Here is a 23,403-nt window from a genome sequence, read left to right as displayed (position 1 = left end):
GGGCTAGGGGAGGGATTCGACGGTCGCCGGGACTGTCCGCCCGGGTCACTCCGCCGGTTCGGAATCCTCGGCCAGTTCCTGTTCCGCCTCGATCGCCGGCTGCCGGGTGAAACCCTTGATGCCGGCATGCTGGTTGCGGTCGCGCTCGATCTCGACCGGCGAGGTGGCATAGGCGGTGATCAGTTCCGACAGCGAGCGCAGGGCGTGCATGTGGATGCGCTCGTAGCCGTGCGAGGCATCGACGCCGAAGGTGATGAGGGCGGTGCGCACGTCGTGGCCGGCCTCGATCGCCGAGGCCGAATCCGAGCGGTAGAACTTGAAGATGTCCTTCTGGTAGCTGATGTCCTCGTCGATGCAGAGCCGCACCAGCTTCTTGGTCAGATGGAAGTCGAACGGGCCGGACTGGTCGGACATGCCGATGGTCACGCCGAATTCCGACGAATTCTGGCCGGGCGCCGAAGTGCCGTTGTCGACGGCGATCATCGAGGCGACGTCAGGGGTCAGGATCGAGGCGGCGCCGACGCCGACCTCCTCGGCGATGGTGAACAGCCAGTGGATGTCCACCGGCGTCGACACGCCCTCGCGCTCCATCGCCTCGATCGCCGCCAGCATCACCGCGACGCCGGCCTTGTTGTCGAGATGGCGCGAGACGATGAAGCCGTTCTCCATGAATTCGGGCTGCGGATCGATGGCGACCGTGTCGCCGATCTCGATCTTCAGCTTGTCGAGCTCCTCGCGATTGCGCGACAGGGCGTCGACGCGCATTTCGACATAGTCCCAGCCCACCGGCATGGTGTCGATTTCCATGTTGTAGGTATGGCCCGAGGCCTTCAGCGGCAGGATGGTGCCGCGATAGGTGCCGGCCTCGGTGAACAGCGTCGCGCGGGCGCCTTCGGCAAAGCGCGCCGACCACATGCCGATCGGCACCAGTTCCAGCCGGCCATTGTCCTTGAGCTGCTTTACCTGGGCGCCGAGCGTGTCGAGATGGCTGACGATGGCGCGGGCCGAGGCGCGGCGCGAGCCCTGGCGGACGGCCGAGATGGCGCCGCGGCGGGTCAGCTCGGCGGTCAGGCCGAGGCGCTCCAGCTCCTTGGCGACATGGCGCACGATGGTGTCCGTGTAACCGGTCGGACTGGGGATGGTGAGCAGCGCCTTGAGCTGGTCCGTCAGATACTGGGCATCGATGGCAAGCCGCGGCACTATTCGTCCTTCCGTGATTTCTGCTGCTGATTCCTGGCTGCGCGCACTGAAAACGGTATCGACAGGGGAAACAAGAGGTCGATGAAACGCTCGGCCGTCGGCTGCGGCTCGTGATTGGCCAGGCCCGGCCGCTCGTTGGCCTCGATGAAGACGTAGTCGGGCCGGCGCGGATCCTTGACCATCAGGTCGATGCCGGTCACCGGGATCTCGATCGCGCGGGCCGCGGCGATGGCCGCCTGGACCAGCGTCGGATGCACCTCGCCGGTGACGTCGTGGATGGTCCCGCCGGTGTGCAGATTGGCCGTCTTGCGCACGGCGATCCATTCCCCCTTGGGCAGGACGCAATCCATGTCGTAGCCGGCATTCTTCACGCAGCGCGCGGTCTCGCCGTCGTCGGGAATGCGGCTTTCGCCGCCGGTCGCGGCGGCGCGGCGACGCGACAGATGCTCGATCAGCTCGCGCACGCTGGAGCGGCCGTCGCCGGTGATGTGCGGCGGACGGCGCAGCGCGGCGGCCACCAGCCGGTAGTCGATGACGATGAGCCGCAGATCCTCGCCGTTGAAGCAGGCCTCCAGCAGCACCCGGTCGGATTGCTGGCGGGCCGCCGCGATGGCGGTCTTCGCGTCCTCCAGATTGTCGATGCCGACGGCGATGCCACGGCCCTGTTCGCCGCGCGCCGGCTTCACCACGATGCTGCCATGGGTCTCGATGAAGGCGGCAATGGCCTCGTCGCCGACATCGGCGTCCATCTGTTCGGGCACCTTGACGCCGGCCGCCTCGACGGTGCGCCGGGTGACCGACTTGTCGTCGCAGATCGACATGGCGATGGCGGAGGTGAGCTCCGACAGGCTCTCGCGGCAATGGATCGTGCGACCGCCCTGGGTCAGGCGGAAGAATCCGCCCGGCGCGTCGGTGACCTCGGCATGGATGCCGCGCCGCCGGGCCTCGTCGACGATGATCCGGGCGTAGGGATTGAGATGGTCGTAATCGTCGTCGGTGCCGGTGAACAGCTTCTCGTTGATCTCGTTCTTGCGCTTCACGGCGAAATACGGGACCCGGTAGAAGCCGAGCTTGTCGTAGAGGGCGATCGCCTTGTCGTTGTCGTGCATCACCGAGAGATCCATGAAGGCGCATTCGCGCGCCTGGAAATGCTCGGCGAGGCGCCGCACCAGCGCTTCGCCGATGCCAGGCTGGGTGGCCTGCGGATCGACGGCCAGGCACCAGAGCGAGGAGCCGTTCTCCGGGTCGTTGAAGGCGCGGCGATTGTGGACGCCGGTGACCGTGCCGATGATCGCGCCGGTGGTCTCGTCCTCGGCGACGAAATAGGTCAGCGCCCGGTTGTCGCGGTTCGACCAGAAGAAGCCGGGATGCACCTGCACCATGCCGCGGCTCTGGTAGATGCGGTTGACCTCGTTGGCATCCTGCTCCGACGACATGCGGCGGATGAAATAGCCGCGCGGCCGGCGCGGATCGCTGCGATAGGTGGCAAGATCCAGCCGGTAGGTGTGGGACGGGTCGAGGAATATCTCCTGCGGCGCGTGGCTGAGCAGGACATGCGGATCGCGCACATAGAAGGCGATGTCGCGCCGCGCCGTGCCTTCCTCGCGCAGGCTGCTGACCAGTTCTTTCGGATCGTCGAAGGTCTGGCCGAAGACCAGCCGGCCCCAGCCGCAATCGAGAATGGCGTTTTCCTGCGCCTGGTAGGCGGCCCCGCCGGGCTGGTTGATCGGCGGCTTCATGCCGTCGCGATGCATTCGCCGCAGGCGGTGCTTGTCGACCCCGTGCTGCTGCTTGTCTCTCATGTCGGCCATGGCGCGATCACAGCTCCTGCTGCTGAAGCCACATTTCCAGAAGCGCGACCTGCCAGAGTTCCGAGCCGCGCAGCGGCGTGATGTGGTCCGCCGGATTGGCGAACAGCGTGTCGAGATAGTCGTCGCGGAACAGGCCGCGCGAACGGGCGCTGTCGGAGCGCAGCGTGTCCTGCACCATGTCGAGATAGGGGCCGGAGATGTATTTGAGCTGCGGGACCGGGAAATAGCCCTTCTTGCGGTCGATCACCTCGGACGGGACGACCTGCCGGGCGACTTCCTTGAGGACGCCCTTGCCCTCCTGCTTGAGCTTTTCCTCGGCCGGCACGCGCGCGGCCAGCTCGACCAGCTCGTGGTCGAGGAACGGCACCCGCGCCTCCAGGCCCCAGGCCATGGTCATGTTGTCGACGCGCTTGACCGGATCGTCCACCAGCATGATGTGGGCGTCGACCCGCAGCGCCTTGTCGACCGGGTTGGTGGCGCCGGCCATGGCGAAATGGCGCTCGACGAATTCGCGGCTGACATCGCTGTCGGCATGCCATTCCGGCGAGATCTGCCGGCGCAGCGTCTCGTCGGAGCGGTCGAAGAAGGCGCGGCTGTAGGCGGCCAGCGGATCGTTGGCGCCGACCATCGGCGGGTACCAGTGATAGCCGCCGAAGATCTCGTCGGCGCCCTGGCCCGACTGGACCACCTTGATGTGCTTGGAGACCTCGCGCGACAGAAGGTAGAAGCCGACATTGTCGTAGGAGACCATCGGCTCCGACATGGCGGCGATGGTCCCCGGCAGATGCTCCATCAGCTCCGAGCCGGGCACGAAGATCTTGTGGTGCTCGGTGCCGTAGTGATTGGCGATCAGGTCGGAGAATTCGAACTCGTTGCCGACCTCGCCATTGGCGTCCTCGAAGCCGATCGAGAAGGTGTTGAGGTCCTTCTGGCCGGCCTCGGCGAGGAGGCCGACGATCAGCGAGGAATCGACGCCGCCCGACAGCAGCACGCCGACCGGCACGTCGGCGACCATGCGGCGCGCGACGGCGGTCTTCAGCGACTCCATGACGAGGTCGCGCCAATCGTTGGAGGACAGCTTCTCGTCGCCCGGCAGCGGCGCGAAGTTCGGCGCCCAGAACATCTCGTCGCTGTAGCTGCCGTCGGCCTCGATCAGCCGCGTCGTCGCCGGCGGCAGCTTGCGCACGCCCTTGACGATGGTCAGCGGCGGCGGCACCACCGCGTGGAACGTCATGTAGTGATGCAACGCCTCGCGGTCGATCGAGGTGTCGACGTCGCCGGTGCGCAGGATCGCCTGCAGCGACGAGCCGACATAGAGGCGCTTGTCGTTCTGCGACAGATAGAGCGGCTTGATGCCGAAGCGGTCGCGGGCGAGCAGCACCCGGCCGGTCTCGCGCTCGTGCAGGACGAAGGCGAACATGCCGTGGAAGCGCTTGACGCAATCGCGGCCCCAGGCGTGGTAGGCCTTCAGGATCACCTCGGTGTCGCCATGGGAGAAGAAGCGGTAGCCCTTGCCCTCCAGCTCCTGGCGCAGTTCCGGGTAATTGTAGATGCAGCCGTTGAAGGCGATGGTCAGGCCGAGATCGGGATCGACCATCGGCTGCTCGGCCTTCTCGCTCAGATCGATGATCTTCAGCCGGCGATGGCCGAGACCGACCCGGCCGCGCACCACCTGACCGGAGCCGTCGGGACCGCGGCGCTCGAGGCAGGCGGACATTCTGGAAATGCGTTCCGGCGACGCCGAATTTCCGTCAAACCGGATCTCACCGCAAATTCCGCACATGTCGCCTCCAGAGCCTGTCTCGTCGTCGTGGCGCCCGCCTGCGATGCGGCCGGACGCTCGGGTGAAACGGGCATATAGGCCGCGCCGGCCGGACATGAACCGAAGCGGCCGAGATTTTGCCGCGGTGCAGCGAGATCGCGCCGCGGCAGGCCGCCCTCAGGGCCGCAGGAAGACCTTGCCGCGGTTCATGCCTTCGAGAGCCCCGGCGAGCCGGTCCGGCGCCTCGGCGAGCGGGATGGTCTCGGCGACATCGGTCTTCCAGGCACCGCTGATGAAGCGTTTCTGCACTTCGGTGAAGGCTTCGACGCGCTGCTCGGGCGTCGCGCGGCCGAGCCATTCGGTCAGCCAGAAGCCCTCGATGACCTTCTTCATGAACACCATCTGGCCGAGCGCCGGCAGGCGGGGCGCCTCCTGCGAGAGCTTGCCGTAGATCACCCAGTGCGACCCGGCCGGCATGGCCGAGAAGATCGTCGCCGAATGATTGTCCGCCACGGCGTCGAGCAGCATCTTCGGCTGGTTCTGCTTCATCGCCTGCAGGAGCATCTCTTCGAAATCCTCCCGGGCGGTGTTCAGCACCGTGCCCGCGCCGAGGCCCTCCAGCGTGCCGCGATGCTCCTCGCGGCGCACGACCGCGATGGCGTGCATGCCCATGTCACGGGCGAGCGAGGCCATCAGCTTGCAGAGCTGGCTGGCACCGGCGGTCATCACAAAGGAATTCGCGCCGTGCTCCTTGGCCAGATGCACCATGGCCCAGGCGCTGAGCGGATTGACGATCAGCGCCGCGGCATCCTCGTCGCGCATCTGCGGGGCCAGCGGCACGACCGCACCGGCATCGGTGAGGGCATATTGCGCCCAGGCGCCGGTCCCGGTGCGCGCCACCGAGACGGCGACGCGCTGGCCGACCAGCTTGGCCGCCGCCGGATCCTCGCCAGCGGCCACGACCTCGCCCATCGCCTCGAAGCCGGCGGCGACGCCCTTGCGCCGCGGCTGTCCGTACTCGCCCTTGATGTAGTGGAGATCGGATGGGTTGATGTTGGCAAGGCCGATGCGGACCAGTACCTGCCGGCCTTCCGGCTTGGGCACGGCGATCTCCTCCAGCGAGACCCAGTCCTTCAGGTCCTCGATGGTCGGGCCTTCGGCGGTGCCGGAATAGCCGTCATATTTGAGGACGAGCGCCTGCATCGTATCGGGAATGGCGGACATGGGTGTCTCCGGAAACGGGATGTCTTGTGTGCGAACGCGCGACCGGGCCCTCGGTTTCGGCCCGGCGCAAGCTGCATCCTACGGAACGAGGACGATCTTGCCGGTGGTCTGGCGGTCGTGCATGCGGCGCAGGACATCGGCTGCGTCGGCGAGCTTCGCCCGTTCCGAGACATGTGGCCGGACGCTGCCGTCGACGGCCCAGCCCATCAGCTCGCGCATGTTGTCGGCGAAGACGGTCGGCTCCTTGCGGGTGAAGGCGCCCCAGAACACGCCGACGAGGCTGTAGCCCTTCACCAGGGCAAGATTGACCGGCAGCTTCGGGATGGTGCCCGAGGCAAAGCCGATGACCAGCAGGCGGCCGTTCCAGGCCATCGACCGGGCCAGCGCGTCGAAAGCCTCGCCGCCGACGGGGTCGAAGGCCACATCGACGCCGGCGCCGTCGGTCAGCCGCTTGATGTCGCCGCGCAGATCGTCGTAGCCGATCGCCTCGTCGGCGCCCTCGGCCTTGGCCAGTGCCTGCTTCTCGGCCGATGAGGCGACGGCGATCACCCGTGCGCCCATGGTCTTGCCGATCTGGATGGCGGCAAGGCCCGTGGCGCCGGCCGCGCCGAGGACGAGCAGCGTCTCGCCGGGCTTCAGCGCGGCGCGCTGCTTCAGCGCGTGGTGGGCGGTGCCGTAGCCGCAGACGAGGGCGCAGGCGACGCCGGCATCGAAACCGTCGGGCAGGGGCATGGCCGCAGCCTCGTCCACCGCGACCTTCTCGGCAAAGGCGCCGAGCTGCATCGAGGCGACGACCCGGTCGCCGACCTTGAGCCGGCTCACGTCGGGGCCGACCGCGACCACCCTGCCGGCGCTTTCCATGCCCGGAACGAAGGGCAGATCGGGCTTGGCCTGATACAGTCCCTGGACGAGCAGGCCGTCCGGATAGTTCACGCCGACCGCCTCGGCCTCGATGACGACCTCGCGGCCCCTGGGCGACGGTTCGTCGACATCCTTGTAGGCAAGGTTCTCGATCGGACCGTAGTCTTCGCAGACGATGGCTTTCATGGAAGTGTTCCTTCTGCAGCTGGCCTCGACGCACAGGATCCATCTGGTCCCGGATCTGCGATTGTCGCGTCGAAGCCGCGATGCTCTAGTTCTGGCGAACGCCCCTCCGGCACGCGGAGACGACAGAGATGGATGGACGGCGCCGCATCATGTCCGGCCATGCGAAACGGGTGATGCTGGAGCGCAACCTCGAGGAAGCGTGGATCGATCTGGCGATCGACAAGCCTGACTGGCGCATGTCTGATCCCCGGCGCGATGGCGTCGATCTCCGCTTCAAGAGGATCGCGGAGCGGGACGGGCGCGTCCCTGCGTGTCGCAATAGTGGAAACTCCCCACGAAATCCGCATACTGACGGCATTCTTCGATCGAAGGGCGCGCCGGCCATGAGTCCCACCGTTCATTATGATCGCGACACCGATGCGGCCTATATCCGGCTCTCGCCGGAAAAGGTCGCCGAGAGCGAGGAAGTGTCGGACGGCGTCGTGCTGGACTACGACGCCGATGGCCGGATCGTCGGGATGGAAGTCATGGAGGCCAGCCGACATCTCTCCCCCACCATGTTGACCGAGGCGGCCTGACCGCCCCGGTCTCTCTGGTCTGGCGTCAGACCTTCTGCTGGGTGTGTTTGGCGAGTTCCCAGCGCGCCACCTGACGGCGATGCACGGCGTCGGGGCCGTCGGCAAGCCGCAGGGTGCGGACATGGGTCCACATGCGGGCCAGCGGCGTGTCCTGGGAAATGCCTTCGCCGCCGAACATCTGCACCGCCTCGTCGATCACCGACAGGGCGACGTTGGGGGCGACGACCTTGATCTGGCTGATCCAGGGCGCGGCGGCCCGCTGGTCGCCCTGGTCCATCATCCAGGCCGCCTTCAGGCAGAGCAGGCGGGCCATCTCGATATCCATGCGGCACTTGGCGATGATGTCGTAATTGGCGCCGAGCTGGGCCAGCGGCTTGCCGAAGGCCTCGCGGCGCAGCGAGCGGGTGCACATCATCTCCAGCGCCGCCTCGGCATGGCCGATGGCGCGCATGCAATGGTGGATGCGGCCGGGTCCGAGCCGGCCCTGGGCCACTTCGAAACCGCGGCCTTCCTCCAGGATCATTGCCGATTTCGGCACCCGCACGTCGGTGAAGCGGATATGCATGTGGCCATGCGGCGCGTCGTCGTCGCCATAGACCGTCATGGCGCGCAGGATCTCGATGCCCGGCGTGTCGGCCGGCACCAGGATCATCGAATGGCGCTTGTGCTTGGGCAGCTCGTCGCCGCCGGTCTTGACCATGACGATGTAGATCTCGCAGCGCGGATCGCCGGCGCCGGACGACCACCATTTCTCACCGTTCAGCACGTAGTCGTCACCGTCGGCGACGCAGGGCATCGACACGTTGGTGGCGTCGGAGGAGGCGACATCCGGCTCGGTCATCAGATAGGCCGAGCGAATCTCGCCATCGAGCAGGCGGGGCAGCCACGGCGCCTGCTGCTCGGGCGTGCAATAGCGCTCGAAGACTTCCATGTTGCCGGTGTCGGGGGCCGAGCAGTTGAAGGTCTCTGCGCCCAGATGCGTCTTGCCCATCTCTTCGGCGAGATAGGCGTATTCGACGGTGGAGAGACCGTAGCCGCGCTCGGAATCCGTCAGCCAGAAATTCCACAGCTTGCGGCTCTTGGCGGTCGCCTTCAGCCCTTCGAGGATTTCCTTCTGGCGGGCGGTGTAGACCCAGCGGCCTTCCTTCGGCACCTCGGCCAGGAATTCCTCGCCGGCCGGCGTGATCTCGTTGCGGACCATGTCGCGCACCGCCGCGTGGATCGGCTTCAGCCGCTCGGTCATGCCCAGCGCCATCGCGCCGTTCTGTTCGTTCATCGGTCGAATTCCTCCTCAAGAATGCTGTCGTCGGCACCGGCGCCGCGCAATGCAAAGAATGCCAGGTCGCGGGCGATGGTCCGGCGATCGTCCGCCGTCTCGCCGTCCCGCTCCCGATACCAGAAGACCGGCGAGTTGATCACCGCCAGGAATGTCTTGCCCGCCAGGGAGATGTCGCTCGTCGCCGGCAGGTCGCCCTGGGTCCGTGCTTCGGCGATCACCCCGCGGAACAGCGCCTCGTAGCGGTCCCGCTCGGCGATCAGCGTGTCGAGCGACGCCTTGTCCTCCGGCGTCGTCGGATTGTTGAGATGCCGCGAGACGCCCTGCAGGATCACCAGCTGGAAGTGTACCTCGTGCATCATCGTCATGATGTGCGCCTCGGCCATGGCCCGCAGCCGCGTCACCGCCCGGTCGCGGGACTGGGCATGCGGGGTGACGGCGGCGAAATCCAGCGCCATGCCGTGCTGGCAGACGTCGAAGAACAGATCGTTCTTCGAGCGGTAGTAATGATAGACGATGCCCTTGGTGGCGCCCATGCGGCGGGCGACGTCGTCGATGGAGGCGGCCGCATAGCCGCTCTCGCCGAAGGCCCGGGCCGCGGCGGTCAGGATCGCCGCCCGCACGCCGTCCGGATCGCCATCGCCGCCGCGCGCCGCCACGAAGTCCCGGTCGCGCCGCGAGCGCGACGGCGCCGCCCGGCGCGGCCGGGCCCCGGTCTCCTGAGTGTCGCCTGTGGTTCTCGCGCTCGTCATCCTGTCGCCACTGGACATACTCGCGAGTATGATGTCAATTGCGGCACGAAGGATTTCGCGTCGCGCCGTCGCCGGACGGGCGCCGACGCAAGCGACCGGGAGGGACCGCCGATGACCATGCCGATGCTGAAACGCCTGTTTTCCGTCGAGGGCAAGACCGCCCTCGTGACCGGCGGTGCGACGGGCATCGGCCGGATGATCGCGACGGCGCTGGCCGGCGGCGGCGCGCGGGTTCTCATCGCCTCCCGCAAGGCCGAGGCCTGCGAGGCGACGGCGGCCGAGATCAATGCCGAGGGCCATCCGGGCACGGTCGAGGGCTTTACCGGCGACGTGTCCAGCGAGGCGGGTGTCGCCGCGCTGGCCGAGGCGGTGCAGGCCCGCACCGACCGGCTCGACATCCTGTTCAACAATGCCGGCGTGTCCTGGGGCGCGCCGCTCGAAGAGTTTCCCTACAGCGCCTGGGCAAAGGTCATGGGGGTCAATGTCGCGGGTCTCTTCACCGTGACCCAGCGGCTGCTGCCGCTGCTCGAGAAGTCCGCCAGCGCCGAGGACCCGGCCCGGATCGTCAATCTCGGCTCGGTGATGGGCGCGGCGCCGCTGGCCGAGAACGTCTATTCCTACGCGGCCTCCAAGGCGGCCGTGCATCATCTGACACGCTGCCTCGCCAAGGAGTTTGCCGCGCGCCACATCACTGTCAACGCCTTTGCGCCGGGCCCCTTCCAGTCGAAGATGACGGCCTTCGCGACGGGCACGGACGAGAAGGCCGCCGCGGTCGGGCGCGGCGTTCCGATGGGCCGGATCGGCGCGCCGGACGATATTGCCGGGGCGGCCCTGTTCCTTTGCGGCCGCGGCGGCGCATATACCACGGGCGCGATCCTGCCGCTGGACGGCGGCATTGGGGTCGAGACCGGTCACGAACTGTTCGAGGAGCACTGATGGAACTGGATTCGGTCGCCGCGACCGAGGCGGCCCTGAAGGCCCGCCTGGTCTCGATGGAGGCCTATCGCGCCCATCTCGATGGGGCGCCGCTCACCTCCGACTGGATGACCGTCGACCAGACGATGATCGACGGCTTCGCGGCCGCGACGCGCGACTATCAGTTCATCCATGTGGACCCGGAGCGGGCGAAGGCCGAGACGCCCTTCGGCGGCACCATCGCCCATGGCTTCCTGACCATCTCGCTGCTGTCGCCGCTCGCCTATGACGCGCTGCCCGGCGTGAAGACCACCCGGATGGGCATCAATTACGGCTTCGATCGCGTGCGCTTCCTCAATCCGGTCAAGGCCGGGGCGCGTGTGCGCGGCGTCTTCAAGATGGTCGCGCTCGCCGAGCGCGCGGTCAGCCTGCAGACCACCTGGGACGCCTCGATCGAGATCGAGGGCGCCACCAAGCCGGCCCTGACCGCGCAGTGGATCACCCTGGCGGTGCTGGAACCGCCGACCGACTGAGCCGACGCCCACCGCCACATGCGCGCACCAACCGAGGGAACACCTAACCCATGAGAGAAGCGGTCATCGTCTCGACGGCCCGCACGCCGATCGGCAAGGCCTATCGCGGCGGCTTCAACGACACCCAGGCCCAGGCATTGGGCGGGCACGCCATCCGCCACGCGGTCGAGCGCGCCGGCGTCGATCCAGCCGAAATCGAGGACGTGGTGATGGGCGCGGCCCTGCAGCAGGGCTCCACCGGCACCAACATCGCCCGCCAGTGCGCGCTGCGCGCCGGCCTGCCGACGCAGGTCGCCGGCATGTCGGTCGACCGGCAATGCGCCTCCGGCCTGATGGGCATCGCCATCGCCGCCAAGCAGATCGTCCAGGACAACATGACCGTGGCGGTCGGCGGCGGGCTGGAATCGGTGTCGCTGGTCCAGAACGACAAGATGAACATGTTCCGCGCCGCCGATCCCTGGCTGCGCGAGCACCGGCCCGACCTCTACATGTCGATGCTGGAGACCGCCGAGATCGTCGCCGACCGCTATGGCATCTCGCGCGAGGACCAGGATGCCTTCGCGCTGCAGTCGCAGCAGCGCACGGCCGCCGCGCAGCAGGCCGGCCGCTACGACAACGAGATCGTGCCGATGACCGTGACCATGAAGGTCAAGGATCGCGAGACCGGCGAGATCTCCGATCGCGAGGTCACCATCGACCGCGACGAGGGCAACCGGCCGCAGACGACGCTCGCCGATCTTCAGAAGCTGAATCCGGTCTTCAAGGACGGCCAGGAGGTCGCCGAAGGGCGCTTCATCACCGCCGGCAACGCCTCGCAGCTCTCCGACGGCGCCTCCGCCGCGGTGCTGATGGAAGCCCGCGACGCCGAGCGCCGCGGCCTGCAGCCGCTCGGCCGCTATGCCGGCATCGCGGTGGCCGGCTGCGACCCCGACGAAATGGGCATCGGCCCGGTCTTCGCGGTGCCCAAGCTCCTGGAAAAGAACGGCCTGAAGATTGGCGACATCGGCCTGTGGGAGCTGAACGAGGCCTTTGCCTCCCAGGCGATCTATTGCCGCGACAGGCTCGGCATCTCCGGCGAGATCCTCAATGTCGATGGCGGCGCGATCTCGATCGGCCATCCCTACGGCATGTCCGGCGCCCGCATGGCTGGCCACGCCCTCATCGAGGGGAAGCGGCGCGGCGTGCGCTGGGTCGTCGTGACCATGTGCGTCGGCGGCGGCATGGGCGCGGCCGGCCTCTTCGAGGTCCTGTGAAAGGCGCACGATGACGACTGACGGCGACGACCGGACGATCGACGAAGCGGCGCTCGGCCAGTATCTGGAAGAGCATGTGGAGGGCTTCCACGGGCTCGAACGGATGGTCAAGTTTCAGGCGGGGCAGTCGAACCCCACCTGGCGGCTCGACGCCGAGAGCGGCACCTATGTCCTGCGCGCCAAGCCGCCGGGCGAACTGCTGAAATCCGCCCATCAGGTGGACCGCGAGTTCCGCGTCATGCAGGCGCTCGCCGGCACCGACGTGCCGGTGCCGCGCATGCTGCATCTGGCGACGGAAAGCCAGTCGCCGCTCGGCCGGACCTTCTTCGTCATGGAGCATTGCGACGGCCGGATCTTCTGGGACCCCGCCCTGCCGGAAATCGCCACCCCCGAAGAGCGCGGGGCGATCTACGACGCCATGAACGCCGCGCTGGCGGCGCTGCATTCGGTGGATGTGGATTCGGTGGGGCTCGCCGATTTCGGCCGGCCGGGAAGCTATTTCGAGCGCCAGCTCTCGCGCTGGACCGAGCAGTACCGGCAGTCGAAGATCGACCCGATCCCGGCGATGGACGAGTTGATCGCCTGGCTGGAGAAGAACCTGCCGCCCGACGACGGCGCGTCCGGTCTCGTCCATGGCGACTTCCGCCTCGACAACATGATCTTCGCCAAGAAGGAGCCGACGATCCTGGCAGTCCTCGACTGGGAATTGTCGACGCTGGGCCATCCGCTGGCCGATCTCTCCTACCAGTGCATGCAGTGGCGCCTGCCCAATGCCGGCTCCTTCAAGGGGCTGGGCGACCTCGACCGGGCCGCCTTCGGCATTCCGACCGAGGAGCAGTATGTCGCGCGCTATTGCGAGCGACGCGGCATCGACGGCATCGACCACTGGCCGTTCTATGTCGCCTTCTCCTTCTTCCGGCTCGCGGCGATCCTGCAGGGCGTCTTCAAGCGCTACACTCAGGGCAACGCCTCCAATCCGGAGAAGGCCAAGGTCTATGGCCGCAACGTGCCGGTCCTGGCGCAGCTCGCCGTCGACCTGATCGAGAAGGAAGCCTGATGACGCGCTTTGCGGGCAGGGCGGTTCTCGTTTCGGGAGCGGCCGGCGGTTTCGGCCGGGCGATTGCCACGGCGCTCGCCGCCGAAGGAGCACGGCTGGTCCTCACCGACCGGGACGAAGGCTCGCTTAAAGCCCTTGCCGCAGAGCTCACCGGCACGGAGATTGCGACGCTGTCGGGCGACGTCTCGCGTGAGGCGACCGCCTCCGCGCTGGTGGATCTGGCGACCGAGCGCTTCGGCGGCCTCGACATCGCCATCAACAATGCCGGCATCGCCCATGACTACAAGCGCCTGCAGGAGATCAGCGCCGAAGAGGCCGAGCGGGTGATCGCCGTCGACCTGATGGGCGTGTTCTTCGCCATGAAGCACCAGATCGCGGCGATGAATGCGCGCTTTGCCCGCGACGGCACCAAGGCGGCGATCGTCAATGTCGCTTCGGTCGCAGGGCTCGGCGGGGCGCCGCTTCTGTCGGTCTATGCCGCCGCCAAGCACGGGGTGATCGGCCTGACGAAATCCGCCGCCGCCGAGAACGCCCGCCGCGGCCTGCGCATCAACGCCGTCTGCCCGTCCTTTGCCCGCACCGCCATGGTGCTGGGCGCGCCGGGTTCGCTGGCCGGGGCCACGGAGGCGAGCGAGGCCGAGCAGAAGATCGTCCGCGGCATTCCGATGCGCCGGCTTGCCGAGATCGACGAGGTGGTGACGGCCGTGCTGTTTGCGGCCGATCCGGCCAACGGCTTCATGACCGGCGCGGCCATTCCCGTCGATGGCGGCCTGACGGCGATCTGAACCGCGGGGAGGCGGTCCGGCTCGATTTTCCGGCGCGTTTCCCCTAGGTCTCGGGCGGGCGCCCGAAGGAGAAGGACGAACCATGGCCGCACAGCCACCGATCTGCGACTTCGGCTGGAAGGCGATCGACGCCGAACTCACCGGCGTCGACGGCAAGCAGCACCGCATCTTCGACCACAAGCGCGAGAACGGCCTGCTGGTGGCCTTCCTCTGCAATCACTGCCCCTATGTGAAGGCGATGATCGAGCGGCTGGTCCGCGACGCGGCTGAACTGGCGGAGCTGGGCATCGGCACGGTGGCGATCTCCTCCAACGACGCCGAGCGCTTCCCCGACGATTCCTTCAAGCGGATGCAGGATTTCGCCCGTCAGCACGCATTCCCGTTCCCGTATCTCTACGACGAGGACCAGAGCGTCGCCCGGGCCTATGGCGCGGTCTGCACGCCGGATTTCTTCGGCTTCAACGGCGATCTCGGCCTGCAATATCGCGGCCGCATCGATGCCTCGCGCAAGGTCGTCGCGCCCGAGGGTACGGCGCGCGACCTCTTCGACGCCATGCGCCAGGTCGCTGAGACCGGCAAAGGGCCGGCCGAGCAGATCCCCTCCATCGGCTGTTCGATCAAATGGAAGGAAACCGCCTGATGGCCGGCAACTGGCCGCAGGCGGTCCTCTTCGATCTCGACGGCACCCTCGTCGATTCCGCCCCCGACATCCACGCCGCGCTGAACGAGACGCTGGCAAGCTATGGCGAGCCGCCCTTCACGCTGGAGGCGGTAACCCGCATGGTCGGCCGCGGCGTGCCGGTGCTCGTCGAGCGGGCTTGGGAAGGGCTCGGCAAGAGCATCGACCCGGCCGAGCGCGACCGCGTGGTCGATCGCTTCCTGGCGATCTACGAGCCCCGCGCCACCGAGCTGACGACACTCACCGCCGGCGCCAGCGAGGCGACCCGCGCGCTGGTCGATGCCGGCACCCCGATCGGCGTCGTCACCAACAAGCCCGAGGCCGCGACGCGCGAGATCCTCAGCCATTTCGGTCTGTCAGAGCTGATGCAGGTGGTGGTCGGCGGCGATGCCGGCCCGGCGAAGAAGCCCGAGCCAGGCCTCTTGCTGCTCGCCTGCGAGCGCCTGGGTTTCGCCGCCGATCAGGTCGTCTTTGTCGGCGACAGCGAGAACGACGTGGCCGCCGCCAAGGCCGCCGGCATGCCCGTCGTCGTGCTGCGGGGCGGCTATACGAGCATCGCCGCCGACGATCTCGGCGCGGATGCGGTCGTGGATCGCCTCGACGCGCTCGGCGCCGCCGTCTCGACCCTGCGGTCCGCCCCTGCCTGACGCCACCCTCCTATCAAAGGGGGTGGACGATGCGCGCCTGGCCGCGCAGGAATCCTGCGCGGCCGTGCTTCCCGGCGACATTTGCGGCCCTATATCAAGCGTATCGGTGACCGCGCGTCGAACCTTGTGTGGTCCGGCGGCGCCGGGACATCTCGACAGATGTTGCAGGTTCCGCGTCGCAGGTCGGATGAATGTGCGGCTAACGTCATTTCCCCGTCGCAGTCTCCTGCTTCGCTGAATGCGAATCCTAGTTCCGTTTCAAAGTATTTGGAGACGAGACATGGTCAGGATCGACGACGCGGAGGCCGTGCGCAGGCTGGCCTACGAAATCTGGGAACGCGAGGGTCGCCCGACCGGCCGCGAGCATGAGCACTGGGCCGAGGCCAACCGGATCATGGCCGCGCGCAACCCGGTGACGGCGGCGGAACCGGCGGACGAACCCCGCTGGAACCGCATCGAGGCCGAGCGCGCCGAAGCCGACGCCCTGCGCCGTGCGCTGTGGACGCCGGAACCCTTCTCCACCGAATTGTTCGGCCAGCGGATGGCCAACCCCAAGCCCCGCAGCTGGTCGCGCCGCGCCCAGCCGTCCCCGGTGCCGGTGGTCGCGGGACGGCCGGCCAGCGGCGGTGCGCGGGGGTGATCGTGCCGCGCGGGCGATGACCTGCGTTGCGCTTGAAAAGGCCTGTGGCGGTCTTTCCGGCAGGCCATGAGATGGACGCGGCCCGCGATTACGCGACGGCTCGTCCTTCCGAGTGCGGGTCTGCGTGACCGCTGCCCCGTCAGGCCGTCGCGACCGCTTGCGGTCCGGCCGTGATCGCGTCGGTCGGCAAGCTCTGCGGCGTGGTGCGCGCGCCCTGGCGATGCGGGCGAAAACCGCCGCCGTCCCGCTTGACCGCATAGGAGGTCGCATCGGCGTCGCGAAGCAGCGCGTCGAGGGAGGCGGTGTGGGACGATGCGGTACTGTAGCCAAGGCTGAGGCCGACGCGGATCTCCTGCCCGCCGTCGATCCGATAGGCTTCGCTCAGGCCGGCGTGAATGCGCTGGGCGAGCCGCTCCGGGGCGGCCGGAACCTCGATACCCGGCTGGACGACCACGAACTCGTCGCCGCCGATGCGGGCGACGATGTCACCCGGTCCCACGATCCGGCGCAGGCGGCTGGCCACCTCCTCGAGAAGCCGGTCCCCGACGCCATGCCCGAAGGTGTCGTTCACCGCCTTGAAGCCGTCGAGGTCGAAGACGTGAACGGCGACCCGACTGCGATCCTCCCGGGGCAGTGCGTCGAATGCCTTGCGCAGGCCCAGACGATTGAAGAGTTCGGTCAGCGGATCGCGCCGCGCCAACGTCGCCATCTGCAGGCGCATGGTGATCAGGCGGCAGGCACTGCGATGGAGATGCGCGATGGTTTCGAGCGCGCTGATCAGGAACACCAGGAACACGGCCCCGGTGAGAAGTCTCGCATCCTCGATGTAGAACGCCGCCGACACGATCGCCGGTCCCGCCGCCAGGAGAACCGCGCCCGTCGCGATCCGCGGACGCACCGAGATCCGGGTGGCGACGCCGGCGCAATAGCCGAACAGCAGTGCCGTCGCCACGATATGCAGCGACAGGTCCGGCTGCGAGAACAGGAACGCGCCGAGCGCCCCCATCGGCGCGGCCATGCACCAGCTCGTGATCGCGTGTCCGGCTTCGACCCTGCGGAAGTCCGCCAGCGCGGGGGTCGGCCCGGCGATGGTCCGGCGATGGACGAGGATGAACAGCGCCTTGCCGAGCGAGGCCGCGACCCCGAAGACCGTGATGGCGAGCGCGGCGACCGCACCGGTTTCAAGATAGGCGTAGAACCCGATGATGAAGAAGGTCACGCCGATCGAAGCGGTGGGCAGAAGATTGTCGGCCAGCGCCGAGACCAGAGCTTTGTAGACCTCGACGGGCTCGGTGTGACGCAGCATCAGCCATTCTGATCGTTGTGACGAAGACAGTTCGATATCACAACAGTCGTTTACGGGACGTTGCAGCGCGGGAGCGGATTGCCGTGGCGGGACAGCGCATCAATGACATGCGGGGTGCCGCGAGGGTGCGCTGTGTGGGAGCGCCGAGACGCCGATGCCGGACAGCGGCTTGCTGCGGCGCGAGCAGCACCGTCGGCACATCAGGCATCATCGATGTCAAAGGGAAGAAATGGTGCCGCTTGCGTGACTCGAACACGCGACCCCGTCATTACGAATTATCATCGGCCGGACGAATGCGGACATTATCGGACGCCATGTCGGTGTGAAAGCCTTGCCGGCAGGGGCTTTGCGTGTATGATTCCGTTTGAAGGCGTCTAGGCGAGTTCGGTATTTCTGGAACCCCAGAGGAACCCCGGAACCCCAGGCAGCCTAATGATGGGGTCTCCGCGATGCCGAAGCTTAACCTGACGACGAGGTTCGTCGATACCATTAGAGCCGACAAACGCACGGAATTCTGGGATGAAACGATCCGGGGTCTGACGCTCCGAGTAACGCCGACCGGGGCGAAGTCGTGGTCGATCGTCTGGACAGGAGAGGATGATGGCATCAAGCGCCGCCTGACGCTCGGCAGTTATCCGACGATGGACCTGCACTCGGCTCGCAAGCGGGCGCTGGGAGAGTTGGCGAAGATTTCCGAAGGTGCGGACCCCATGACGCGGAAGCGCGCTGCACGGGCCGAAATGACGCTTTCCGAGTTGGCCGGCCTCTACGTCGAAAAGTACGCGAAGCCGAACAAGCGGTCGTGGCAGACCGACGCGCGCGTCCTCGCGAACGACGTGGTGCCGATCATAGGATCTACGCGGAAGATCAGCAGCATCGGACGACGCGACATTCTCGACGCGATCGACCGGAAGATTGACGAGGGGAAGCCGATAGCGTCTCGGCAGGTGCTGGCCATCACCTCCAAATTCTTCAACTGGGCAGTCGCCGAGGATTATCTGACGGCATCCCCTGTTGCAGGCGTACAGCAACGTGCGAAGGCGCGGTCGCGGGAGCGCGTGCTATCGAACGCCGAGATCCGATATGTGTGGAAGCAAATCGGCCTCGCCTCTGTGTCGACGCCGATGCGCCAGATCATCCGCTTGCTATTCCTCACGGGGCAAAGGGCTGGTGAAGTTGCCGGGATGCGGCGCGGCGAGTTGGACCTGACAGCGGCGCTATGGACGTTGCCCGGCGCCAGAACGAAGAATGGGCGCGAGCACACGGTGCCGCTGTCTCCGGCCGCTGTGGCGATCGTCGAGACAGCTATCGCGAGGATGGGCAAGGATGCCGACGACCCGACAGCGCCTCTCTTCCGCAAGATCGAAACAGCTATCACTGGGAACGCAGTCGCCCATGCAGTCCGCGACAAGCTGCAGCTTGAAGATGGCCCGGACTGGACGCCTCACGATGCGCGGCGGACGATGGCGACCCGGATGGCCGAGGATCTGGACGTCGATCCGCATCACATCGAAGCCGTTCTGAACCACATCACGGGGCACCGGAGCGGCGTTGCCGGCACCTACAATCGGTCGACGTACCTTGTCGCTAAGCGCCGCGCCTTGGACCTATGGGCGAATCATCTGGACGCCATCACGAGTGGCAGGAAGGCCGTTGTCGTGCCGATGCTGGCGGAGGTAGCCCAGTGATTGAGCACGCGCCCTATATCCATGTCATTCAGGGGGACGGAATAGAAGGCCGCGCCATTGACGGAGCGATGGATTGGCTGCGGGTTCATTTTGGTTCTGAAGTGGGAGAAGAGCCGGCGCTGGATGAGCTTTGGGACGCGGTGCAAGAATACTCGTTTGCGGAATTCGCTAGAAACCGCGCCATGCGCGAGATTGCGGTATCTTCTTCCCAAGCCGAGCACAACGCGTTGCTGCTGACGATGAAGATACTGCAGCGGGAAATCGGGCTTCCTCTTTCCTCGCGAAGCGACGATTTTCGTCTGAGCTGGCCTGATGATGCAGCTTGGCGTGCGGCCTTGCGAATAGGTGAACAGGTCATCTCCTACCTGAGTGCAGACGTAGCAGGTCCACGCCGTGCCTGGAAAGAATTTGACCCGACCGAATTGCCTATCGCAGAGCTGACGCGGCGACTGTTCGCGATCTTCGCAGCGTTCGACGGTGTGCCAACTGAAAAGATGAAATTCTCCCCGACGATGGGGCCGCGCACCTACGCGATGAACTTCATTGTATCGGTTCTCTCTAGCCTTTGTGACGCGGACACGATGCCAAGCCCGCGAAGCGTTTACCGCTATGTTCGCGGCTGAAGTTGTGCCACTGGGAGCAAGTTTTCGTTCGATGATGGCATATTAGCCAATCCGGCAACCGGACATCATCGCGTCACCTTCAACAAGGGTGAACGCGACATGGAATTTCTCTCAATCAAGGATGTCTGCCAGCGGATCGGCGTCAGCCGCACGACGCTCTGGCAGATGGAAAAGGAAGAGGCCGGTTTTCCCCGCCTCGTACCCGTCACGCGAGGCCGCAAGGCTTTCGTGAAAGACGAGGTGGACAACTGGATTGCCGGCCGCATCGCCGCTCGTGATGAGAGGCGCGCCTGATGACCAGCAAATCCACGATAGGCGCTAATGCGTCTACTGAGTGTAACCCGCTCACCCTCAGCATCAAATCCGACGCGCTGGAAAAGCTGAGCCTGGGCGAATTGAAGGCCCTCGCTGGCGCGCTTCGGACGATCCTCGACGTAGGGTGCGGCGTCTCAGGACAGCCGCGGTTCTGGAAGACTGACATGAACCGCAACGGCGCTGGCGATCTCGTCGAGTGCCTAAACGAGGGCATCGGTAGCGTCATCGACGACGTACTGACGGCAGCCCGGAAGGCAGTCCCTATGACTGGCCGCGAGGCGGAAGAGCAGGCTTGGTGCATCCTGCAAGTCCGTTCCTACTATGAGGACGAGTTGTCGGGGATCGCCGTTGATGCGGTGCAAGCCCTTCGCGATGTCGAGAACGCAGAGTTCAACGAGAAGCATCTGGCGCGCACCGGAAAGGCGGTGCCGGCATGATCCCGGCGCCTCCCTTCGTCATCCGCGCCGCGCTCACTGTGCCGCTCCTCGCGATTTCTGGCATCTGCCTGAAGCTGGTCGAGATCATCACGCCGGAGGTCACGCGATGACCGGCGCCCTTGAAAAGCGAAAACCGCGCCTGGCAGGACGCGGCTCGCAAGCACAGTCGGTCGACGCTATCGACAACCGCGACGCTACCGAAAAGGTGCTGACACGGCAAGCACGGTGGCGGGCACAAAACCCAATGGCATACTGGGCGCACCTCGCGACCCATAGCGGACTCAGGCGCGGCCTGATCCGGCGCCAGTGCTGCGAGGTCTGCGGTGCGGCCAAGACCGACGCCCACCACGAAGACTATAGCCGGCCGCTCGTCGTTCGCTGGCTATGCCGGAAGCATCACCGGCAAGCGCACCGGAAGGGGGGCCGCGAATGAGTGGCCGCTCCTTCACGATGGTTGCCTCGGCGCTGTGGCGTTCGGCTCGCTTCATGGGCGTGTCGTCTGACGCGAAGGCGTTGCACCTCTACTTCCTGACCTCGCCACATCAGAACAGCGCCGGCACCTACTGCCTGCCGGACGGGTACGCCTGCGCCGATCTGCGGTGGACACCGGAAGAGTATCGGGCCGCTCGCGACGAACTGGTCGCGGGCGAATTGATCGCCTTCGATGATCAGACCAGCGAGATCTACGTGCTCCGATGGTTTCAGCATTGCGCGCCAAAAGGTTCCAAACAGCAGCAGGGAACGCGGCGCATCATCGAGGGCATCGAAAGCGACAGCATAAGAGAGAAGGTCGAGGACGACTATCTCGCGGCCGAAGGCGGTAGCCCTGCATCAGAGCCGGCGGACGTGCTGTCCCTTTCGCCTTCCAAGCGTCTGATGGGCACTCGGATCATGGGAGGTCGAGCCTGATGGCAATACCCCTCCGATACCCCCTCGATAGAGTATCAGAGCCCTATCGATATACAGAGAGAGAGACAGAGAGGGATACAGAGACAGAGAGCACACAGAGAGCAGAGAGAAAGAAACACCTGAGAGCGTCAACTTCGGAAATGCCTGCGCAGCGGCACGGTCGCTTGGCTTTGGAGAAGGGCAGGAGCGGGAACGCTCGCGCCTCCTCGTTGGACGCTGTCATCTCCAACGGGGAAGAAGCTATGAGCGATTTCAGCAAGCAGATACCTGCCGACCAGAAGCGATGCGACATGATCCTGGAGCGGGCGGTGGAGATGATGGCAAGAGATGGCAACGCCTCTCCGCTCGTCGTCATTGATCGTTTGCTGACCTATGCCGCGGCGCAGGCGTCTTCCCTGAATGGTGCCGAAGCAGCGGCGGACGCCTTCCGGTTAGTCGCCGATCGGATCGAAGCCGGTGCACTGGATAGCGTCACTGGCGAGAGGCAGGCGAAGCATTGACCTCCTTGGGCATATGGTATTATATTACCGGCAAGGCATGCGAAACGCTGCCGAGGGGATGCGGGCTTCAGTCCCTTCCTGCCTGGACCAGCGGCATGCGAGACGCTGCCGTTACCAGTCGCAACGCAGACCGCGCTTTGAGCGCGTGAGCACCCGTTTAACGACGGCGGCGATTGGCAGCGCGCAAAAGCCCTCCGGTCCCGCCTCACATTGAGGCTCAACCCAATGACCAAGCACTTCATGCCTCCGGCGCCCCTCGCGGCCCTCATGGCTTCCAAGCCCCCTGCAGGGGTCACTGGCGGGGTCCGCGCCGATGCCGGCGATCTGCCCGCGGTCCTGACCGCAATCCGATCTGAGGTGGCTCGCATCAGCGACAACGCCATGAACAAGATCGAGGCTCTGGAAACGCGTCAGATCGATTTCGAGCAGTCGCACGCGGGCGGCTTTGGCCGGCGCAGCGACGGCGCCTCGTCTTCGTGGGGCGGACAGGTGGTCAATTCCGAAGCCTTCCTCGCGGCGCAGGCTAACCCGGACGGCAAGCATCGGTTCAAGATCCAGCAGGCCATCACCACGGGCGTCAGCTCCGGCGGCGCTCTGATCCCGCGTGATGCCCGTACCGATCCGACGGAGATCGCCCGCCGCCGGATGACTGTGCGCGATCTTCTCAATCCCGGTCGCACGACTTCCGGGCTCGTCGAGTTCGCGCGGCAGACTACTCGCACGAACAACGCGGCTATGGTCTCCGAAGGAACGACGAAGCCCGAGTCGGTCTATGCGTGGGAACGGGCCGAGGCTCCGGTTCGCACCTTGGCGCATTGGGTGCCTGTCAGCCGGCAGGCTATGGATGACGCCTCGCAGCTTCAGTCGGTCCTCGACGGCGAGTTGCGCTATGGCCTCGACCTCATCGAAGAGGCGCAGCTTCTCGCAGGCGACGGCACCGGGGAAAACCTCGAAGGTCTGATCGGCGCTGCCGTGGCGTTCTCAGCGCCGTTCCAGGATACCGGCGACACCGACATCGACACCATCCTTCAGGCAAAGGCGCAGTTGGCGGCGCCCGGTTCCGAGATCCCGGCGAACGGCGTCATCCTCAACAGCCTAGATTGGGAGCGCATGACCGGCATGAAGGATGGCGACAACCGCTATCTCGGCGCCGGTCCCTTCGGCAACACGCCCGAGGTGCTGTGGCGCTTGCCCGTGGTGGCCAGCAACAGCATGCCGGAAGGCGAGTTCCTGGTGGGCGACTTCCGACGTGCGGCTACGATCTACGATCGCATGGAGATCGAGGTGCTGATCTCCAGCGAGCACGCTGACTTCTTCATCAAGAACATGCTCGCGGTTCGCGCCGAGAAGCGTCTGGCGCTCGCCATCACAATGCCGGCGGCAATGGTGCACGGCACGCTCTCCAGCGCCGTCAGCGGCTAACGAGATGAGGGAGCGTGCCATCTCCGACGCGCTCTCTCTGCGGT

The 23,403-nt window shown here is 66.3% G+C and carries 25 protein-coding genes; 17 read left to right on the top strand and 8 right to left on the bottom strand.

The annotated features are described in order from the left end of the window. Positions 1-45 precede the first annotated feature (45 nt). The 5 genes from N7I30_RS04595 to N7I30_RS04575 all read right to left on the bottom strand — a co-directional run bounded on the left by N7I30_RS04595 (position 46) and on the right by N7I30_RS04575 (position 7,044). Positions 46-1,200 (bottom strand): osmoprotectant NAGGN system M42 family peptidase, encoded by a 1,155-nt coding sequence (locus tag N7I30_RS04595; protein WP_024349608.1) that lies wholly within the window; start codon positions 1,198-1,200, stop codon positions 46-48. Then, complete coding sequence (gene ngg / locus N7I30_RS04590) at positions 1,200-3,011, bottom strand: N-acetylglutaminylglutamine synthetase (protein ID WP_498637004.1); 1,812 nt, start codon at positions 3,009-3,011, stop codon at positions 1,200-1,202. The genes N7I30_RS04595 and ngg overlap by 1 nt, the downstream gene beginning before the upstream one ends. 7 nt (positions 3,012-3,018) lie before the next feature. Next, positions 3,019-4,794 carry an N-acetylglutaminylglutamine amidotransferase gene (locus N7I30_RS04585; RefSeq protein WP_188076088.1) on the bottom strand — a complete coding sequence of 592 codons (1,776 nt, stop codon included), beginning with the start codon at positions 4,792-4,794 and terminating at the stop codon, positions 3,019-3,021. Between the two features lie 156 nt (positions 4,795-4,950). Then, on the bottom strand, positions 4,951-5,997 hold the full coding sequence (locus N7I30_RS04580) for an alcohol dehydrogenase catalytic domain-containing protein (protein ID WP_498637002.1): 1,047 nt from the start codon (positions 5,995-5,997) through the stop codon (positions 4,951-4,953). Between the two features lie 78 nt (positions 5,998-6,075). Beyond that, entirely contained in the window at positions 6,076-7,044 is a 969-nt protein-coding gene (locus N7I30_RS04575; RefSeq protein WP_498637000.1) for an NADPH:quinone oxidoreductase family protein, read from the bottom strand. Between the two features lie 128 nt (positions 7,045-7,172). Here N7I30_RS04575 and N7I30_RS04570 point away from each other — a divergent pair, with 128 nt between their 5' ends. Beyond that, positions 7,173-7,622: a DUF2283 domain-containing protein gene (locus N7I30_RS04570; protein ID WP_498636998.1), complete on the top strand. Its 450-nt coding sequence runs from the start codon at positions 7,173-7,175 to the stop codon at positions 7,620-7,622. A 25-nt stretch (positions 7,623-7,647) separates the two neighbouring features. Here the strand turns inward: N7I30_RS04570 and N7I30_RS04565 are convergent, their stop codons facing one another. Continuing rightward, positions 7,648-8,877 (bottom strand): acyl-CoA dehydrogenase family protein, encoded by a 1,230-nt coding sequence (locus tag N7I30_RS04565; protein WP_498637142.1) that lies wholly within the window; start codon positions 8,875-8,877, stop codon positions 7,648-7,650. A 17-nt stretch (positions 8,878-8,894) separates the two neighbouring features. Then, on the bottom strand, positions 8,895-9,650 hold the full coding sequence (locus N7I30_RS04560; RefSeq protein WP_498636996.1) for a TetR/AcrR family transcriptional regulator: 756 nt from the start codon (positions 9,648-9,650) through the stop codon (positions 8,895-8,897). A gap of 117 nt (positions 9,651-9,767) precedes the next feature. On the opposite strand from N7I30_RS04560, the gene N7I30_RS04555 reads away from it, so the two are divergent. From N7I30_RS04555 to N7I30_RS04520, 8 genes are all read left to right on the top strand, one after another. Next, positions 9,768-10,586 carry an SDR family oxidoreductase gene (locus N7I30_RS04555; protein WP_498637140.1) on the top strand — a complete coding sequence of 273 codons (819 nt, stop codon included), beginning with the start codon at positions 9,768-9,770 and terminating at the stop codon, positions 10,584-10,586. Positions 10,587-10,642: 56 nt separating this feature from the next. Continuing rightward, a complete protein-coding gene (locus N7I30_RS04550; RefSeq protein WP_035694700.1) occupies positions 10,643-11,098 on the top strand; it encodes a MaoC family dehydratase in 456 nt (151 codons plus the stop codon). 50 nt (positions 11,099-11,148) lie between these two features. Continuing rightward, complete coding sequence (locus tag N7I30_RS04545; RefSeq protein ID WP_498636994.1) at positions 11,149-12,351, top strand: acetyl-CoA C-acyltransferase; 1,203 nt, start codon at positions 11,149-11,151, stop codon at positions 12,349-12,351. 10 nt (positions 12,352-12,361) lie between these two features. Next, positions 12,362-13,408 carry a phosphotransferase gene (locus N7I30_RS04540; RefSeq protein ID WP_498636992.1) on the top strand — a complete coding sequence of 349 codons (1,047 nt, stop codon included), beginning with the start codon at positions 12,362-12,364 and terminating at the stop codon, positions 13,406-13,408. Further along, positions 13,408-14,193, top strand: a complete 786-nt coding sequence (locus N7I30_RS04535) for an SDR family NAD(P)-dependent oxidoreductase (RefSeq protein ID WP_498636990.1) — start codon at positions 13,408-13,410, stop codon at positions 14,191-14,193. Before N7I30_RS04540 ends, N7I30_RS04535 begins: the two co-directional genes overlap by 1 nt. Positions 14,194-14,275: 82 nt before the next feature. Then, on the top strand, positions 14,276-14,833 hold the full coding sequence (locus N7I30_RS04530) for a thioredoxin family protein (RefSeq protein ID WP_498636988.1): 558 nt from the start codon (positions 14,276-14,278) through the stop codon (positions 14,831-14,833). Further along, complete coding sequence (gene gph, locus N7I30_RS04525; RefSeq protein WP_498636986.1) at positions 14,833-15,519, top strand: phosphoglycolate phosphatase; 687 nt, start codon at positions 14,833-14,835, stop codon at positions 15,517-15,519. Before N7I30_RS04530 ends, gph begins: the two co-directional genes overlap by 1 nt. 280 nt (positions 15,520-15,799) lie before the next feature. Further along, on the top strand, positions 15,800-16,159 hold the full coding sequence (locus N7I30_RS04520) for a DUF2934 domain-containing protein (protein ID WP_498636984.1): 360 nt from the start codon (positions 15,800-15,802) through the stop codon (positions 16,157-16,159). Positions 16,160-16,298: 139 nt separating this feature from the next. Here N7I30_RS04520 and N7I30_RS04515 read toward each other — a convergent pair whose 3' ends face one another. After that, a complete protein-coding gene (locus N7I30_RS04515; RefSeq protein WP_498636982.1) occupies positions 16,299-17,465 on the bottom strand; it encodes a diguanylate cyclase domain-containing protein in 1,167 nt (388 codons plus the stop codon). 449 nt (positions 17,466-17,914) lie between these two features. Here N7I30_RS04515 and N7I30_RS04510 point away from each other — a divergent pair, with 449 nt between their 5' ends. From N7I30_RS04510 to N7I30_RS04475, 8 genes are all read left to right on the top strand, one after another. Beyond that, entirely contained in the window at positions 17,915-19,153 is a 1,239-nt protein-coding gene (locus tag N7I30_RS04510; RefSeq protein WP_498636980.1) for a tyrosine-type recombinase/integrase, read from the top strand. Beyond that, entirely contained in the window at positions 19,150-19,776 is a 627-nt protein-coding gene (locus N7I30_RS04505; protein WP_498636978.1) for a hypothetical protein, read from the top strand. The genes N7I30_RS04510 and N7I30_RS04505 overlap by 4 nt, the downstream gene beginning before the upstream one ends. 99 nt (positions 19,777-19,875) lie before the next feature. Next, positions 19,876-20,070 (top strand): helix-turn-helix transcriptional regulator, encoded by a 195-nt coding sequence (locus N7I30_RS04500; protein ID WP_498636976.1) that lies wholly within the window; start codon positions 19,876-19,878, stop codon positions 20,068-20,070. Beyond that, positions 20,070-20,528 (top strand): hypothetical protein, encoded by a 459-nt coding sequence (locus tag N7I30_RS04495; protein ID WP_498636974.1) that lies wholly within the window; start codon positions 20,070-20,072, stop codon positions 20,526-20,528. Before N7I30_RS04500 ends, N7I30_RS04495 begins: the two co-directional genes overlap by 1 nt. Positions 20,529-20,634: 106 nt before the next feature. Then, a complete protein-coding gene (locus N7I30_RS04490) occupies positions 20,635-20,961 on the top strand; it encodes a hypothetical protein (RefSeq protein ID WP_498636972.1) in 327 nt (108 codons plus the stop codon). After that, positions 20,958-21,437 carry a hypothetical protein gene (locus tag N7I30_RS04485; protein WP_498636970.1) on the top strand — a complete coding sequence of 160 codons (480 nt, stop codon included), beginning with the start codon at positions 20,958-20,960 and terminating at the stop codon, positions 21,435-21,437. Before N7I30_RS04490 ends, N7I30_RS04485 begins: the two co-directional genes overlap by 4 nt. 242 nt (positions 21,438-21,679) lie before the next feature. Beyond that, complete coding sequence (locus N7I30_RS04480; RefSeq protein WP_498636968.1) at positions 21,680-21,937, top strand: hypothetical protein; 258 nt, start codon at positions 21,680-21,682, stop codon at positions 21,935-21,937. 225 nt (positions 21,938-22,162) lie between these two features. Further along, positions 22,163-23,359, top strand: coding sequence for a phage major capsid protein (locus N7I30_RS04475; protein WP_498636966.1), 1,197 nt, complete (start codon positions 22,163-22,165; stop codon positions 23,357-23,359). The last annotated feature ends 44 nt before the right edge of the window (positions 23,360-23,403 follow it).

The sequence above is a fragment of the Aurantimonas litoralis genome (assembly GCF_026153195.1).
GTDB lineage: Bacteria > Pseudomonadota > Alphaproteobacteria > Rhizobiales > Rhizobiaceae > Aurantimonas > Aurantimonas coralicida.
Note: the sequence above shows the minus strand (reverse complement) of the source record. Positions and strands in the feature narration are given on the sequence as shown.